Source organism: Streptomyces sp. NPDC050636 (genome assembly GCF_040654775.1).
In the GTDB taxonomy this organism is placed as follows: Bacteria; Actinomycetota; Actinomycetes; order Streptomycetales; family Streptomycetaceae; genus Streptomyces.
Map to the genome: position 1 here is coordinate 138,728 of NZ_JBFAIP010000009.1, position 16,726 is coordinate 155,453.

A 16,726-nucleotide genomic window follows, 5' to 3' on the forward strand; every position below is an offset into this window, starting at 1 on the left:
GGGCCCCGCCACGGGCGGCGCCGCCTCACTCCCCCGGCCAGTCCGGGTCCCGCTTCTCGTTGAACGCCGCGACGCCCTCCGCGCGGTCCCCGGAGAAGGCCACACTGCGCCAGGCGCCGTCCTCCAGCTCCAGGCCCGCCCGCAGGTCGAGGCCGTGCCCGAGCCGCATGGCGCGCTTGGCCGCACACAGCCCGACCGGCGAGTTACGGGCGATCCGGGCCGCCAGTGCCAGCGCCTCCGCCCGGTCCTCCCCGTCCGCCACCACCTGGTCCACCAGGCCCAGCTCCGCGGCCTCGGCGGCCGGCACCCGGCGCGCGGTGAACACCAGCTCCGCCGCCCTGGCCGCACCCACCCGGCGCGGCAGCAGCTGGGTGCCCCCGCCGCCGGGAATGACGCCGACCGACACCTCGGGCAGGCCGACCACCGCGGTGCCGTCCGCAACGATCAGATCGCAGGCCAGCGCCAGCTCGAAGCCGCCGCCCAGCGCGAAACCGTGCACCGCGGCGATGGTGGGCATCGGCAGCTCCAGTACGCCGGTGTACGCGGCGCGGCTGTGCGGGCGCTGGCGCATCAGATCCGCGTCCGTGAAGGAATTGCGCTCCTTGAGGTCGGCGCCCACGCAGAACGCCCGCTCATGGGTGGAGCTGAGCACCACCGCGCGCACCGACCGGTCCGCGGCCAACGCCGCGCACGCCTGCGCCAGGCTGTCGGCCATCGCCGTCGACACCGCGTTCATGGCCTTCGGCCGGTCCATGACGAGCTCCGCCACGAAGCCGTGCCGGTCCACGCCGACCCATTCACCGAACCGCTCCATACAGCCCTCCCGGTTAACGACCGTTGACCTGACGGAACGGGATCATTCCAGGTGTCCGGCCGTCGCGACAGGGAGGGTCTCGGGATGGCGAAGGCCGGCAGGCGATCGCCTCAGCTCCGGCGGCTCAGCTCCGGCGGCTCAGCAGCCACGGCTCGATCACACCGAGACCGCGCACCGGCCGCTGCCACATCGGCTGCAGCGCGAAGCGGTAGGAGGGCGCCGGGCCGCCGGTGCCCTCCTCGGCGGCCTTCTCCGCGGCCGCGGCGTCCGCCTCGGAGACCGGCGCCTCCCCGGTACGCCCGAGCTCCTCCGCGAACGCCTCGTCCACCAGCACCGTGTCCTTCGGCGCTATGGACGTCAGCCGGCTGGCGAGGTTGACGGTGGTGCCGAAGACATCGCCCATCCGGGTCGTGACCGTGCCGAACGCGATGCCGACGCGCAGCTCCGGCATCGTCTCGTCATTGGTCATCGTCTCGATCAGGCGCAGCCCGATCTCCGCCGCGATGCCGACGTCGTCGGCCGAGAAGAGAACTTCGTCGCCGAGGGTCTTGATCAGCCGGCCGCCGTGCGCGGCCACCAGGTCGGCGCAGGTGGTCTCGAACGCCTCCACCAGCTCGCCCAGTTCCTCCTCCTCCAGACGGCGGGTCAGCCGGGTGAAGCCCACGAGGTCCGCGAAGCCGACGGCGAGGCGGCGGTTGATCATCTCGGCGTCGTCCTGGGCCTGTACGACCCGGCCGGTCGCCGCGGCGAGCTGCCGCCGCCAGACGTAGATCAGGAACTCCTCCAGCTCGGGGAGCAGCAGCTCGACGAGCGGATAGGTGATCTCGGTACGTGTCAGGCCGGAGTCCTGAGGTTCGGTCAGGCCCTCCAGGAACGAGTCGATTTGCCAGTCGGCGAGACGGGCGGTGGTCTGGCCGGTGGAGCGGGCGACCTGTACGGCCATCGCCTCGCTCAGCAGCCCCGCCTCGACAAGGCCGGCGAGCCGGCGCAGCGCCAGTACGTCGGCCTCGGTGAGCGCCTTGACCTGGCCGATGTCGGCGAAGCCCATGGCGCGCCAGAAGCGGGCCGCGAGATCCATCGAGACGCCGGCGCTACGGGCCGCCTGGAACGGCGTATAGCGGCGGTCGGCGCCGAGGATGAGTTGTTCGAGGCGGATGGCGATGCTGCTGCCGTCGCCCTCTTCCGCAACCCCTGCGGGGTCGCCGGTGGTGGGGGCGTCGCCGGCGGCACCGTCGTCCGTGCCCGTGTCGCGCGAGGCAGCGCCCGAGTCGTCCGCGGTCACCGGCCGCTCCCTGTCCGATCCCTGCGCACTGCCCTTCCGATCACTGCTCGCCCAAGGCCCGCTCCCTGGCGGACCGGCCTCAACGATACGGCAGGTGTGCTCTGGCTCACTCTCACATGTCGGCTCTGACCACGGAAGAGGTCTTGACGTTCGCCCAGGCGCAGCGGGGGGCGCGTCGCGGGGCCGGACGGCCGACCCCGCTCCGGCGCCGCCCCTCATCCCTCTGCGAGCCAGAAGGGACACAGGACTTACTGGCCCTAGCCGGCCTCCCCCGTGCCCGCCGCCCGCAGGTGCACGATGTCGCCCGCCGCGATCGGCCGCTGGACGCCGTCGGCGGTCGCCAGGACGAGCCGGCCGTCGCCGTCGATGGCCACCGCCTCGCCGAGGATCTCCGTATCGCCGGGGAGTTCGGCGCGCACGGAGCGGCCCAGTGTGGCGCAGCCCGCCGCGTACGCATCCAGGAGGCTGCTCTCCGTGGGGTCGCCCTGGGCCTCCTGCCACTCGGCGTACCAGTGCTCAAGGGAGCGGAGGACGGCCCGGAGCAGGATGTCGCGGTCGGTGCTGCGCGCGCCGGCCAGCGTGAGCGAGCCCGCGGTGGGCACCGGCAGCTCGTCGTCGCGGAGCGTGACGTTGAGGCCGATGCCGATGACCACGCCCTCGCCGGCCCGCTCGGCGAGGATCCCGCCGGCCTTGCGCTCCGTCCCGCCCACCGTGACCAGCAGGTCGTTGGGCCACTTGAGGACGGTGTCGATGCCCGCTTCGCGGGAGAGCGCGGCGGCGGTGGCGACGCCGGTGAGCAGCGGCAGCCAGCCCCAGCGCGCCATCGGGACGCGGGGGGTGAGGTAGACGGAGAAGAACAGGCCGGAGCGGGGCGGCGCCGACCAGCGCCGGTCGAGGCGGCCGCGGCCCGCCGACTGCTCCTCGGCCACGAGGACGGCGCCTTCCGCCGCCGTCCCCTCGGCGGCCCGTTTCGCGAGGTCGGTGTTGGTGGAGCCGGTGGCGGTGACGATGTCGATGGCCGACCAGAGCGATCCGGGACGCAGCAGGCCGCGGCGCAGGGAGTGCTCGTTCAGCGGTGGACGGTCGAGATCGCTCCAGCGCCCGGATCCGGTGGCATCGGAGCCGCCGGCGCCGTCCGCGGGGCGGCTCGCGTCCGCCGATCTTTTGTCCCGGTTTTCTGGTGGTTGAGGCGTCATGGGGCCAGCCTAGGTGTGGTCAACGACGCAGTGCCGCACAGCAGTCCCGCCGATACGCTACGAAGCGGTAGCCAAGACGTACCACCCTCAGTACGAGCACCAGTCCAGGACGAGCAGGAGCCGCATCCCGATGTCCGAGCCAAACATCCACACCACCGCGGGCAAGCTTGCGGACCTGCAGCGGCGGGTCGATGAAGCCACCCACGCCGGTTCCTCCCGCGCGGTGGAAAAGCAGCACGCGAAGGGCAAGTTGACGGCGCGTGAGCGCATCGAGCTGCTGCTCGACGAGGGCTCCTTCGTCGAGCTGGACGAGTTCGCGCGGCACCGCTCGACCGACTTCGGCATGGAGAAGAACCGCCCGTACGGCGACGGTGTGGTCACCGGCTACGGCACGGTCGACGGCCGCCCGGTAGCCGTCTTCTCCCAGGACTTCACGGTCTTCGGCGGCGCGCTCGGCGGTGTGTTCGGCGAGAAGATCGTCAAGGTCATGGACTTCGCGCTGAAAAACGGCTGTCCGGTCATCGGCATCAACGACTCCGGCGGCGCGCGCATCCAGGAGGGCGTGGTCTCGCTGGGCATGTACGGCGAGATCTTCCGCCGCAACACCCATGCCTCCGGCGTGATCCCGCAGATCTCGCTGATCGTCGGGCCGTGCGCGGGCGGTGCGGTCTACTCCCCCGCCATCACCGACTTCACCGTCATGGTCGACCAGACCTCGCACATGTTCATCACCGGGCCCGACGTCATCAAGACCGTCACCGGCGAGGACGTCGGCTTCGAGGAGCTGGGCGGCGCCCGTACGCACAACACCACCTCGGGCGTGGCGCACCACATGGCGGGCGACGAGAAGGACGCCATCGACTACGTCAAGGCGCTGCTGTCCTACCTGCCGTCCAACAACCTCTCCGAGCCGCCGGCCTTCCCCGAGGAGGCCGATCTGGAGACGTCGGACCACGACCGCGAGCTGGACATCCTGATCCCGGACTCCGCGAACCAGCCGTATGACATGCACACCGCGATCGAGCATGTGCTGGACGACGGCGAGTTCCTGGAGACCCAGGCGCTGTTCGCGCCGAACATCATCACCGGCTACGGGCGGGTCGAGGGCCATTCGGTGGGCATCGTCGCCAACCAGCCGATGCAGTTCGCCGGCATCCTCGACATCAAGGCGTCCGAGAAGGCCGCGCGCTTCGTCCGCACCTGTGACGCGTACAACATCCCCGTCGTCACCTTCGTGGACGTCCCGGGCTTCCTGCCGGGCACGGACCAGGAGTACGACGGCATCATCCGGCGCGGCGCCAAGCTGATCTACGCCTACGCGGAGGCGACCGTCCCGCTGATCACGGTGATCACGCGGAAGGCGTTCGGCGGCGCGTACGACGTCATGGGCTCCAAGCACCTGGGCGCGGACCTCAACCTCGCCTGGCCGACCGCGCAGATCGCCGTCATGGGCGCCCAGGGCGCGGTCAACATCCTGCACCGCCGCACGCTCGCCGCGATCGACGACCCGGCCGCGCAGGACGCCAAGCGGCAGGAGCTGATCCAGGAGTACGAGGACACGCTGCTGAACCCGTACGTCGCGGCCGAGCGCGGCTACGTCGACGCGGTGATCATGCCGTCCGAGACCCGCCGCCATATCGTCCGCGGGCTGCGCACGCTGCGCAACAAGCGCGAGGCGCTGCCCCCGAAGAAGCACGGCAACATTCCGCTCTGAACCGCTGTATTCCAGCAGCATCCCCGCAGCATCCCCTCTGAGGAGGTCGTTCGCTCATGATCAAGGTCGTACGGGGCAATCCGACCCCGGAGGAGCTGGCCGCCGCACTGGCGGTGGTGCAGGCCCGGGCGGCGGCCGCCGCCGCCGTCGCGCCGGGCCGGGACGGGCACGACGGCAGCGAATGGTCGGATCCGGCATCCACGGTTCCGGCCCACCGGCTGCCGCACCCGGGCCCGCGCGCCTGGCGGACGAGCTTCTGGCCGCACTGACCGCATCCGGTCCCCCGCGCCGGTCGGTGCATAGTGCATTGACTAGTCATCCGCGCCGCGGGGGCCGGCTACACGGCATCACCGCGGCCCGCACGGGCCGGCGCCCGGAGGATCGGGAGGTAGTTAGGAGCCCCCCCCACGGAACCCCCCCCCGCCTGGGGGTGGTTTATTTTTTTTTTTCTTCCCCCCGGCCGCCCCGCCCCGTCACTCCGACTCCCCCGCCCCCGCCGCTGTGACGGGCGCAGGATCGAGGGATGCTGTGGTCCGACCCGCCCGATGAACCGCCCGAGGAGCTGCGCGATGTGCAGGCAAAGCTCCGCCGGATGGGCATTGTGCTGGCCACCGCCACGATGGTGCTGATGTTCCTGCTCGTGGTGAGATAACGCACCCAGAGCAACCCCACCCCCCGGAACCTCATCTTTCACTCTCGAAGAGCGCAATTCGGGCGCGGGCCTGCGCCCGCGGGGAGTGGGGTGCGATGAACAGGCCGCTGAGGCACATAGCCGTCTTCTGCGGGGTGCTGATACTCGCCCTGCTGCTCCGCGCGACCTGGGTCCAGTTCGTCCAGGGCGACGAACTCGCCAACGACCCCAACAACCGCCGCGTCAAAATCGAGGCGTTCTCCTACCCGCGCGGCAACATCATCGTCGGCGGCAAGCCGATCACCGGTTCCGTGGCGACCTCCGGCGACTTCAAGTACAAGCGGACGTACAAGGACGGGGCGATGTACGCGCCGGTGACCGGCTTCGCCTCGCAGGCCCAGGGCGTCACGTTCCTGGAGGGCATCTACAACAAGGTGCTCAGCGGCAAGGACGACCGGCTCGCCCTCAAGCGCGCCAAGGACATCCTGACCGGCGAGAAGCCGCGCGGCGCCGATGTGATCACCACCATCGACCCCAAGGCGCAGAAGGCCGCCTACAAGGGCCTGACCGATCTGAACGCCAAGGGCGCGGTCGTCGCCCTCGACCCGCGCAACGGCAAGGTCCTCGCGCTGGCCTCCACCCCCTCGTACGACCCGTCGGTGTTCGCCGGCATCTCCAACGGGGACAGCAAGAAGTTCAAGGCGCTGGACGACGACAAGAGCAAGCCGCTGAACAACCGGGCGCTGCGCGAAACCTATGCGCCCGGCTCCACCTTCAAGATCCTCACCGCCGCGGCCGCCCTGGAACACGGCGTGGTCAGCGACATCAACGCCTCCTCCGGCGCCCGTGCCCCCTACCGGCTGCCGCTGAGCAGCACCGAGATCGGCAACGACGTGGCCGGCGCGCCCTGCGACAAGGCCTCGCTGAAGACCGGCATGCAGTGGTCGTGCAACAACGTCTTCCTCGACACCGCGCTGAAGGTCGGCAAGGACAAGATGCGCGAGACCGCGGAGAAGTTCGGCTTCAACTCCGATGTCTACGACAAGGACTTCGGGGACCTGCTGGCCAGCAAGAGCCTCTACCCGGACAAGCTCGACAAGCCGCAGACCGCGCTGACCGGCATGGGCCAGGGCAGCCTCACCAGCACGCCGATGCAGATGGCGATGGTGACCGCCGGCCTCGCCAACAACGGCAAGCTGATGACGCCGCACATCGTCGACGAGGTGCGCGGCCCCGACCTGTCGACCATCGAGAAGCTTGAGCCCAAGGAGATGTCCCAGGCCGTCTCCGAGGACACCGCGAAGAAGGTGCAGGAGATGATGGAGTACACCGTCTCGGACGGCACCGCCTCGAAGGCCAAGATCGACGGCGTCACGGTCGGCGGCAAGACCGGCACCGCCCAGCACGGCGCGAACGTCAACGACGAGCGTCCCTACGCCTGGTTCGTCTCGTACGCCAAGCAGAGCGACGGCAGCTCCCCGGTCGCGGTCGCCGTCTTCGTCGACCCCAAGGACATGGACATCCCCCGCTCGGAGATCGCCGGCGGCAAGCTGGGCGGCCCGATCGCCAAGGCGGTCATGGAGGCGGTGCTGAACAAGTAGGCCGCCCGCCTCCGTACGATGGCGGGCATGACCGAAGAGCCCCGCCCCCGCCGTCTCGTCCTCGCCTCCCAGTCCCCCGCCCGTCTGGCACTGCTGCGCCAGGCCGGGCTGGCGCCGGAGGTCGTCATAAGCGGTGTCGACGAGGACGGGGTCACCGCCGGGACGCCGGGCGAACTGGCCCGCGTCCTGGCCGAGGCGAAGGCGGCCGCGGTCGCCGCCCGCCCGGAGTCCGCGAGCGCGCTCGTCGTCGGCTGCGACTCGGTCCTGGAGCTGGACGGCCGGGCGCTCGGCAAGCCCGCCGACGCGGAGGACGCCACCGCCCGCTGGAAGTCCATGCGCGGCCGCTCCGGCATCCTCCAGACCGGCCACTGCGTCATCGACACACGGGACGGCCGGCAGGTCTCCGCCACCGCCTCCACCACGGTCCGCTTCGGCGAGCCCAGCGACGCCGAGATCGCCGCATACGTCGAGAGCGGCGAGCCCCTCTTCGTCGCGGGCGCCTTCACCCTCGACGGCCGCTCCGCCCCCTTCATCGACGGCATCGACGGCGACCCCGGCAATGTCATCGGCCTGTCCCTGCCGCTGCTCCGCCGTCTTCTCGCCGACCTGGATGTGGCCATCACCGATCTGTGGACCTGAGCGCGGCCCTTCCGCCGCGGCGTCCTCGACTTCCCGGCGCCGGACTCCCGCTGCACCAACCGCTCCACCCGGTCGCGCACAGCCTGTGACGAAGAGCTCAACTGGCCGCTTTCCGTTGCGTGTTGCCCGGTAGCACCGCCCCCTACAGTGATCACATGCCTACAGTCGTCGATCTGATCAGTTATCCCGTCAAAGGGTGCGCCGGGATCCCGCTGGCTGCGGCCGAACTCACCTGGGCCGGCCTCCCGCACGACCGCAGCTTCATGGTGGTCAACGACCGGGGCGTGTACCGCACCCAGCGGAAAGACCCGCTCCTGGCGGTGATACGGCCCGAGGTCAGCTCCGACGGCACCCAGCTCACCTTGCACGCACCCGGAGCCGATCCCTTACCCGTAGCGGTGGACACCACATCGCTCCGGACGGACGTCGACCTGTTCGGCAATCCGTTCCTCGGCATCGACCAGGGCGGGACGGCGGCCGACTGGCTGTCCGAGGTGCTCGGCACGGACTGCCGGCTGGTGCGGGTACCGCCGGAGCACGACCGGGTGGCCGACGGCCTCATCCCGGGCACCTCCGGCTACGCCGACAGCAGCCCGCTGCACATCCTCTCCCTGGCCACTTTCGACGATCTCAACGAGCGCTACGCCGCGGCCGGCAAGCCCCCGCTGCCGATGAGCCGGTTCCGGCCGAACATCGTGGTGGACGGGTGGGACGAGCCGCACACGGAGGACCGGGTACGCCGCGCCGAGGTGGGCGGCACCGAGGTGGGGTTCGCCAAGCTCGCCATCCGCTGCGCCGTCACCATGGTCGACCAGGAGAAAGGCACCAAGGCCGGACCGGAACCGCTGCGTATGTTCGCCTCGTACCGGCGGGTGCCCGAGGGCGGCGTGGCGTTCGGCTCGAAGTTCTCCGTGGTACGGACCGGAAAGCTGGCGGTGGGCGATGAGTTCACCGTCACCGAATGGGAGAACTAGGACCTGTCCGGCGGGGACGAAGGGGGAGAAGCAGCTCGCTGCGGCAGCTCAGAACACCGGGAGCGCGTACAGCTCCTTGCCGTTCATGACGAACACCCGGTTGCCGTCGGCCACGAGCCACCGGCGATCGGCGCCGGGGAGCTTGTAGTGCCAGACGACATAGCCGCTCGCCAGATCCGATGCGGTGACCTGATTCCAGATCTCTTCGTCGATGTACCAGGCGCCCTGTCCCTGGACCAGCACCGGTGGGGCGAGGGCGGACGTCCCCCTGCTGTCCCAGATCTTGCTGCCGTCGCTGCACTTCATCTTTCTGGCCCAGATGCCGTGCGTGGCGTAGAGGGTGTCGTCGTCGTAGGCCGTCGCCGGGCCCCAGTCCTCGTGCTTGTGCCATGCGTCCTTCTCCTCGACCGTCCACAGCTCCTTGCCGTCGCTGATCCTGCGGGCGGTGAGCGTCTTGCCGTTGACGTACACCGTGGTGCCGTGAACGGCCGGCCGGACCTGCGCGTCCCACTGTTTCCGCAGATCCCACACCTGATGGCCGTCGGCGGTGTCGACGGCCACGACACTGCCGTCCTCGGTCGCCAGGACCAGTCGGCCGTGGGCGGTGACACCCGGTGGCGAGACCTTGCCGCGGAAGTCCCCGGCGAGCGGCGCCGTCCAGCGGATCTTCGCGTCGGAGCGGCCGACGGCGCGGAGTCGGCGGTCCTTCGTCAGGACGTAGACCGAGTCGTCGTCGGCGGCCAGCAGACAGTCCGCGTCGGCGTCGGCGGTCCACCGGGGCTCTCCGGTCGAGGCGATGAAGGTGCGCAGCGTCCCCTTGGCATCGACGGCCGCGATCAGGCGGTCGGAGAGGGAGAGGTAGCGGCCGGTCGCCTTGATGTCGCGGACGGCCCAACGGCGTTTCCCGTCCACGACGTTGTACGCCGCGATGCCGCCGCCCCACGCTCCGAAGACGATGACGTCCCGTACGGGCAGCGGCGCCGGTGAGTCGTCGGCGACCGCCTCGACCGGGCCCCACAGCTCCTTGGGCGACCCGCCGACGATGAAGTCGCCGTCGTTCGCGTTCAGTACATGCGCGTCGGGGGTCTTGGCTGCGGGCGGGAAGGCGAAGAGGTCGACCTTCTTCGTGGGCTGCTTCTGCGGACGCGGCCACCAGGCGACGGCCGCGCCGCCGCCTGCCGCGAGGACCACACCCCCCGCCGCCAGGCCGGTGAGCATCCGGCGCCGGGTCAATGCGCCCTCGGAACCGGGCGTGACCGGCCCGGTCAGCGTCGTCAGCTCATGGACGCCGCTCTCCCGCTCCTTGATCGCGTCGGCCACCTGGCCGCGCCGCCAGGCCCGTTCGGCGCTCTTGGGCGGCGCAGAGGCCGCGGCGATCTGGGCGGGCGTGGGCCGGGCGGCCGGGTCCTTGGCGAGGCAGGGGGCGATGAGCGGGCGGAGCGGTTCGGGGACGCCCGCCAGGTCGGGCTCGTCGTGGACGACCTTGTACTGGAGGGCGGCTATGTGCCCACCGTCGAACGCTCTGCGGCCGCTGGCCGCGTACACCAGGACCGCGCCGAGGGAGAAGACGTCGGCGGGGGCGGCGACGCGCCGGCCCAGCACCTGTTCGGGAGCGCCGTAGCCGGGGGTGACCGGGACCTGGCCGGTGGTGGTGAGGGTGAGGCCGTGCTCGGGGCGGGCGATACCGAAGTCGATGACGCGCGGGCCGTCCGACGTCAGGACGATGTTCGGGGGCTTGAGGTCGCGGTGGATCAGGCCCGTGGCGTGGATGTCCGCCAAGGTGCGCGCGATCGACGCGGCGATGGCGCGCACGGCCGGTTCGTCGAACGGGCCGTAGGCCTCGACCGCTTCGTCGAGGGTCGGGCCGGCCAGGAACTCGGTGGCGATCCACGGGCGGCCGCCCTCGGTCTGCGCGCCGAGGACGCCCGCCACGCCCTTGCTGGTCACGGCCTGCGCGGCCTGTGCCTCGCGTACGAAGCGCTGGGCGAGGTTCGCTTCGTGTGTGAGCTCGGGCCGGAGGACCTTGACCGCGGCGACGGTCCCGGCGCCGTCCTGGCCGATGTAGACCTTGCCCATGCCGCCTTCGCCCAGCACACCGAGCAGGCGGTACGGGCCGAGGCGGAGCGGGTCGCCGGTGCCGTTCATGGGTGGCGGCTTTCTGCGGAGGTCGCTGAGATCACTGACGGCACCGGGATCACCGACGGCACTGGAATCACTGAGGTCACTGGAGTCACTGAGGTCACTTGAGAGGGAAGCCGGCGAGGAAGTGGTCACCCGACGCAATGACCATCCTGCTGTGCTCATGGGCCGTGAAGCGGTACCCGTTGGCCTTGTACAGCTGGGCGGTCGTGTGCGACGCGAGGCCGACCGCCCGGAGGACACCATCGCTCTTGCTGTACGTGTACGCGTACTCGGAGCCGATGGCGGGGCGGGTCGTGAGGGCCGCCCGCGGGCCGTCGTCGCTCTTCTCCGCCCACCGCGGCTTTCCGCCACCGGCGTCGACCGCGACCAGGCCGAGGCCCTCCTCCACCGCGTACACCACACCGTCCTTGAGGGCCGGCGGTCCATACGTCTTCCCGGGGCGGGCGGAGCCCGAGTCCCACACCTGTCCGCCATCGCTCAGCCGCAGCGCGCGCAACCGGCCGATGCCCAGGTAGAGGTGCTTGTCGTCGGCCGTCAGCGGGTGCCGTGCGAGCTCCGGGGCGGAGCCGTCCAGCGGCTTGTCCCAGGCGACCGTGCCCGTACGGGTGTCACGGGCGACCAGCCGGACCGTGCCGTCGTTCATCTCCTGGAGGAGCACCAGACGGTTGCCGACGGCCTTGGCGGCGAGGAAGTGGTACCGGTCCGACTTCTTCGATCGGAACGGCAGGGGCTCGGTCCACCGCCGGCGGCCGGTGGCGATGTCCACGGCGGTCACGGCCCAGGGGATTTGGCGGTGATACATCTTGACCTTCCCCTGCGAGATCGCCAGGTAGAAGGTGTCGCCGTCAACGGCCAGCAACTGGCTGTCGATGCCGCCGTAGTTGGCGTCCGTCACCTCGGCCAGGTGCTTGCCGGCCTTGCCCGTGGCCAGGTCGACACGGGTGAGGAACCGCGAGACGGTCCTCGGGATCCCGCTGTCCCCGTCGTATTCCGCGACCTTCACGATCTGGTAGACGCGTTTGCCGTCCGAGGCGACCTGCCAGGTGTTGTCGGAGTCGGATCTCCACTTGATCGCGCCGGACTTCGGTTCGATGCCGTACACGACCGCACCGACCACCAGAACGGCCAGGTCACCGACCATCAAGGGGACTTCCGGCGACTCGCCCTCATCCACACCGCCCGCCTGGATCTGCCACGCCGAGTCCAGCTTTTTCTTCTTCAGCGCGCTGACACTCGGACCGGGCGTCGGCTTCTCATACAGCGACGCCGCCCCCGGCCCCGGCTCGCCCCGCCCGAGCCAGGCCCACACACCCGCCCCCGCCCCGGCCAGGCCGAGTACGGACCCCGCCCCCGCCATCAGCAGTCCGCGGCGGGACGGTCCCTGTGCCACGGGAACCGTGGGCGGCGGTGGCGGCTCGTCCGCCGGGGCCGGCAGCCGCTGCGGCACGATCTGCCAGACCTCGCTCGCCCGCGTCCCGATCTGCGCCAGCACCGCATCCGGCAGATGGTCCGCGAACTCGCCGCTCCCGTCGTGGAGTTGGGCCGACAGTTCCGCGGCCGTCGGGCGCTCGGCCGGCTCCTTGGACAGACAGCGGGCCAGGACCGGGACGAGGGCTTCGGGGGTGCCGGTGAGGTCCGGCTCGCTGTAGCGGACCCGGTAGAGCAGGTCAGCGGGCTGCCCGTTGCCGAAGGGGCCGTGGCCGGTGGCCGCGAAGAGCAGGACCCCGGCGAGCGCGAAGACATCGCCCGCCGGGGTGTGTTCCTGCCCGGTCGCCTGCTCCGGCGACATGAACGCCGGGGTGCCGACCGCGGCGCCGGTGTGGGTGAGCCGGTCGTCGCCGATGGCGCGGGCGATACCGAAGTCGATGACCTTCGGCCCGTACGCCGTGACCATGATGTTGGACGGTTTGAGGTCGCGGTGCACGACATCGGAGCGGTGCAGCTGGCCGAGCGCCCCGCACAGTGCCGCACCCAGGGCGCGTACCGCCGTCTCGGGGAGCGGACCGGCCAGCTCCACCGCCTCGTCGAGCGGCGGGCCGAGGACGTACTCGGTGGCCAGCCAGGGGGTTTCGGCGAGCGGGTCGGCGTCGACGACCTGCGCGCCGTACCGGCCGCCGATGACGCGGGCCGCATCGGACTCCAGGCGGAAGCGGGTACGGAACGCGGTGTCCGTGGCGATGCGGGCGTGCATCGTCTTGAGCGCGAGGGTGCGGCCGCCCGGAGAGCGGGCCAGGTAGACGGTGCCCATACCGCCGCTGCCGAGGCGGGCGAGCAGACGGTACGGGCCGAGGCCGGACGGGTCGTCGTGGGTGAGCGGGAAGGGCATGGGGGCGTCAGTCCTGGCTGGGGGCGGTCGGGGCCGGGATGTCGGCGGCGAGGATGCCGGCCGACTGGCGGGCGATGGCCGCGATCACCCGGCCGGGCAGCCAGCCGGGGCCGGGCACCGCGGCCGGCGCCGTCCCTCCGACCGGGCCGAACGCCTCCAGCAGTTCGGCCGGCCGCGGGCGGGCCGCCGGGTCCCGGGAGAGGCAGCCGGTGATGACGGCACGCAACGCGTCCGGGAGCTCTTCGCGTTCGGGGACGGTGTGGCCGGTGGCGGCATAGGCGAGGGTCGCGCCGAGCGCGTAGATGTCGCCCATCGGCTGCGGTGGTCCGCCGGCGGCCTGTTCCGGTGGCAGGCTGCCCGACTCCAGGCCCGGCAGGCCGGAGCGGTGGGTGCCGTCGGCGGCCGCGGCCCGTACCGCGCCGAAGCAGGTCAGACGGGGACCGTCGGCGGCGAGCAGCACGGCGGCGGGCGACACACCGGCATGTGTCAGGGCCTGGCCGTGGCCGATGACGAGGGTCTCCACGAGGGCCGCGCCGAGGGCCCGGACGGTGCGTTCGGGGAGCGGCCCGCCGTGTACGGCGAGGGCGTCGGGGAGCGGCAGCGCCGGCAGATACGGGCGGGCGTGCCACGGGTCCTCGCCGGGCCCGGCGAGCGCGGCGGCCGGGGAGGACCACGGGCCGAGCAGATAACGGGACGCGTCGGCCTCGGCCATGAAGCGCCCGGGGTCGGCGCCGGGCAGCGGGACACTGATCAGGACGGTGTGGTCGCCATCGGCGCTGCGTGCGATGAAGCGGCGCTCGGGTACGGGTACACGGGACGCCTCGCCGTCCAGGCCGGATATGACCGCGTACGGGCCGATACGACCCCGGACTCCCGTGCCTGACGCATTCCTGAGCGCATCCATGCGCAACGATCCCCCCGGGATCCCCCCAGCCGATGACACAGCGCCACAGCGCCATGAGCCTACTCAGGGGCGGATTCCGGCCGGACCGGGGGGACTTCAGGCCGCGCCGGGCGGCCGGTCAGGCCGAGCCGGCGGGCGCCGGGGGCGCGCCGTTCGGAGTGCCGTTCGGAGCGGCCCCGCTCTGCCCGTCACCCTCGGCCGCGCGGCCCGGCGCGTCATACGCCAGCAGCGTCAGCACGATCAGACCGAGTACGACCATCATCGCGAGGAACGCGACCCAGCCGACGAGACCGACGGCGAACGCGCCGAGCAGTCCGTGCACCACCGCGCAGCTGATCAGCACGATCCGGGCGAAACCTCGCGGGGTGCGGTCGCGCAGCCCGGTGCGCAGCATGACCAGGGCGCAGAAGAGCAGGTAGAGGCCGAAGAGTCCGCCGGCGACCCAGGTTCCGGTGGACATCGCGCGGGTTTGCAGCCCCGCCATGGACATCTGCTGCTTGTCCACGACGATGCTCAGGATCCAGTTGAGCAGGACGATCCCCATCGCTTCCAGGACCAGCACCACGGCCGCCACCAAGGCCACCGGTCTGCGCGCTGCGTTCACCCCGCCCACCCACTTCCGCCGTTACCGCGAGTACGAAGACATCGCGCACGCTACATGGGGGTCCCCCCTGCTCCTCAAGAGCTTGGGGGACAGTAATAGCCGGGGCAAGGGTCGTGAACGGGCGAGCTCCGGCCGGGTGACGGGGCAACGCGTCGGCAGACCCGTACGGCACCCGGAGTTTCCCTCACGACCGACGGACACGCGCGCAAAGTTTCCTTCGCCCATTCGTAGGGACTCCACAAAGAATTGACGATCCGCTGGACGTCGAATGCCCGAGACCTAGACCACACCCGGGCCCGACACGGAGCCCAGGAATCCGGGCCTACCCTGGGATACCAGGGGACTTCGGTCGCTCACCGGCACGTTCCGCACACTCCGTGTGGGCAAGGTCACCCCCGGGAACGGGTCGGCACGCGGTGTCGTCAGTCCCTAAACTCGCGCCGTTGATCTGTTGCGGCGAAGCGCCAAGGAAGGACCCATCGTGCGCAAGGTGCTCATCGCCAACCGTGGCGAAATCGCTGTCCGCGTTGCCCGGGCATGCCGGGACGCCGGAATCGGGAGCGTAGCCGTCTACGCCGAGCCCGACCGGGACGCCCTGCACGTCCGCGCGGCGGACGAGGCATACGCCCTGGGCGGTGACACACCTGCCACCAGCTACCTGGACATCGCCAAAGTTCTTGCGGCCGCCGCCGATTCCGGCGCGGACGCCATCCACCCCGGTTACGGCTTCCTCTCCGAGAACGCCGAATTCGCGCAGGCCGTCCTCGACGCGGGCCTGACCTGGATCGGCCCGCCGCCGCAGGCCATCCGCGACCTCGGTGACAAGGTGGCGGCCCGGCACATCGCCCAGCGTGCCGGCGCCCCGCTGGTCGCCGGCACGTCCGACCCGGTCTCCGGCTCGGACGAGGTCGTCGCCTTCGCCGAGCAGCACGGCCTGCCGATCGCCATCAAGGCGGCGTTCGGCGGCGGCGGCCGCGGCCTGAAGGTCGCCCGCACCCTCGAAGAGGTCCCGGAGCTGTACGACTCGGCGGTCCGCGAGGCCGTCGCCGCGTTCGGCCGCGGTGAGTGCTTCGTCGAGCGCTACCTCGACCGCCCGCGGCACGTCGAGACCCAGTGCCTGGCCGACAAGCACGGCAATGTCGTCGTCGTCTCCACCCGCGACTGCTCGCTCCAGCGCCGCCACCAGAAGCTGGTGGAAGAGGCCCCCGCGCCCTTCCTCTCCGAGGAACAGAACGCCGAGCTCTACCACGCCTCCAAGGCCATCCTGCGCGAGGCCGGCTACGAGGGCGCCGGCACCTGCGAGTTCCTGGTCGGCCAGGACGGCACCATCTCCTTCCTTGAGGTCAACACCCGACTCCAGGTGGAGCACCCGGTCACCGAAGAGGTCACCGGCATCGACCTGGTCCGCGAGATGTTCCGTATCGCGGACGGCGAAGAGCTCGGCTACGACGACCCGGCGGTGCGCGGCCACTCCTTCGAGTTCCGCATCAACGGCGAGGACCCGGGCCGCAACTTCCTGCCCGCCCCCGGCACGGTCACCAGGTTCGACGCGCCCTCCGGCCCCGGTGTCCGCCTGGACGCGGGCGTGGAGTCCGGCTCGGTCATCGGCCCGGCGTGGGACTCCCTCCTCGCCAAGCTGGTCGTCACCGGCGCCACCCGTGAGCAGGCGCTGCAGCGCGCGGCCCGTGCGCTGGACGAGTTCACCGTCGAGGGCATGGCCACCGCCATCCCCTTCCACCGCACCGTCGTCAGGGACCCGGCGTTCGCCCCCGAACTGACCGGCTCCGCGGACCCGTTCACGGTCCACACCCGCTGGATCGAGACCGAGTTCGTCAACGAGATCAAGCCGTTCGCCGCGCCCGGCGCGGACGAGGCCGAGGCGGACAGTCGCGAGACGGT

14 protein-coding genes are annotated in these 16,726 nt (G+C 71.2%); 7 read left to right on the forward strand and 7 right to left on the reverse strand.

From position 1 onward, the window contains the following. Positions 1–25: 25 nt before the first annotated feature. From AB0I10_RS11880 to AB0I10_RS11890, 3 genes are all read right to left on the reverse strand, one after another. Complete coding sequence (locus AB0I10_RS11880) at positions 26–814, reverse strand: enoyl-CoA hydratase-related protein (RefSeq protein ID WP_363152242.1); 789 nt, start codon at positions 812–814, stop codon at positions 26–28. 124 nt (positions 815–938) lie between these two features. Further along, positions 939–2,096 (reverse strand): adenylate/guanylate cyclase domain-containing protein, encoded by a 1,158-nt coding sequence (locus AB0I10_RS11885; RefSeq protein WP_363152243.1) that lies wholly within the window; start codon positions 2,094–2,096, stop codon positions 939–941. Between the two features lie 257 nt (positions 2,097–2,353). After that, positions 2,354–3,292: a biotin--[acetyl-CoA-carboxylase] ligase gene (locus AB0I10_RS11890; RefSeq protein ID WP_363152244.1), complete on the reverse strand. Its 939-nt coding sequence runs from the start codon at positions 3,290–3,292 to the stop codon at positions 2,354–2,356. A gap of 130 nt (positions 3,293–3,422) precedes the next feature. Between AB0I10_RS11890 and AB0I10_RS11895 the strand changes: the two genes are divergently transcribed. From AB0I10_RS11895 to AB0I10_RS11920, 6 genes are all read left to right on the forward strand, one after another. Beyond that, positions 3,423–5,006 (forward strand): acyl-CoA carboxylase subunit beta, encoded by a 1,584-nt coding sequence (locus AB0I10_RS11895; protein WP_363152245.1) that lies wholly within the window; start codon positions 3,423–3,425, stop codon positions 5,004–5,006. Positions 5,007–5,062: 56 nt separating this feature from the next. After that, entirely contained in the window at positions 5,063–5,275 is a 213-nt protein-coding gene (locus AB0I10_RS11900; RefSeq protein WP_363152247.1) for an acyl-CoA carboxylase epsilon subunit, read from the forward strand. Between the two features lie 254 nt (positions 5,276–5,529). Further along, positions 5,530–5,658: a hypothetical protein gene (locus AB0I10_RS11905; protein WP_363152248.1), complete on the forward strand. Its 129-nt coding sequence runs from the start codon at positions 5,530–5,532 to the stop codon at positions 5,656–5,658. Positions 5,659–5,753: 95 nt separating this feature from the next. Further along, the gene (locus AB0I10_RS11910; protein WP_363152249.1) at positions 5,754–7,238 is read left to right on the forward strand and encodes a penicillin-binding protein 2; all 1,485 of its coding nucleotides are present in this window, start codon (positions 5,754–5,756) and stop codon (positions 7,236–7,238) included. A gap of 27 nt (positions 7,239–7,265) precedes the next feature. Further along, positions 7,266–7,877 carry a nucleoside triphosphate pyrophosphatase gene (locus tag AB0I10_RS11915; RefSeq protein WP_363152250.1) on the forward strand — a complete coding sequence of 204 codons (612 nt, stop codon included), beginning with the start codon at positions 7,266–7,268 and terminating at the stop codon, positions 7,875–7,877. A gap of 155 nt (positions 7,878–8,032) precedes the next feature. After that, a complete protein-coding gene (locus AB0I10_RS11920; RefSeq protein WP_363152251.1) occupies positions 8,033–8,851 on the forward strand; it encodes an MOSC N-terminal beta barrel domain-containing protein in 819 nt (272 codons plus the stop codon). 48 nt (positions 8,852–8,899) lie between these two features. On the opposite strand, the gene AB0I10_RS11925 is transcribed toward AB0I10_RS11920, so the two are convergent. The 4 genes from AB0I10_RS11925 to AB0I10_RS11940 form a co-directional block, all read right to left on the reverse strand. Next, entirely contained in the window at positions 8,900–10,996 is a 2,097-nt protein-coding gene (locus AB0I10_RS11925; RefSeq protein ID WP_363152252.1) for a PQQ-binding-like beta-propeller repeat protein, read from the reverse strand. Positions 10,997–11,090: 94 nt separating this feature from the next. Continuing rightward, on the reverse strand, positions 11,091–13,319 hold the full coding sequence (locus tag AB0I10_RS11930; protein WP_363152253.1) for a PQQ-binding-like beta-propeller repeat protein: 2,229 nt from the start codon (positions 13,317–13,319) through the stop codon (positions 11,091–11,093). Positions 13,320–13,326: 7 nt separating this feature from the next. Next, the gene (locus AB0I10_RS11935) at positions 13,327–14,223 is read right to left on the reverse strand and encodes a serine/threonine protein kinase (RefSeq protein WP_363152254.1); all 897 of its coding nucleotides are present in this window, start codon (positions 14,221–14,223) and stop codon (positions 13,327–13,329) included. 118 nt (positions 14,224–14,341) lie between these two features. After that, a complete protein-coding gene (locus tag AB0I10_RS11940; protein ID WP_363152255.1) occupies positions 14,342–14,836 on the reverse strand; it encodes a hypothetical protein in 495 nt (164 codons plus the stop codon). A gap of 472 nt (positions 14,837–15,308) precedes the next feature. Between AB0I10_RS11940 and AB0I10_RS11945 the strand changes: the two genes are divergently transcribed. Then, the coding region (locus tag AB0I10_RS11945; RefSeq protein ID WP_363152257.1) for a biotin carboxylase N-terminal domain-containing protein at positions 15,309–16,726 on the forward strand (1,418 nt) is incomplete at its 3' end.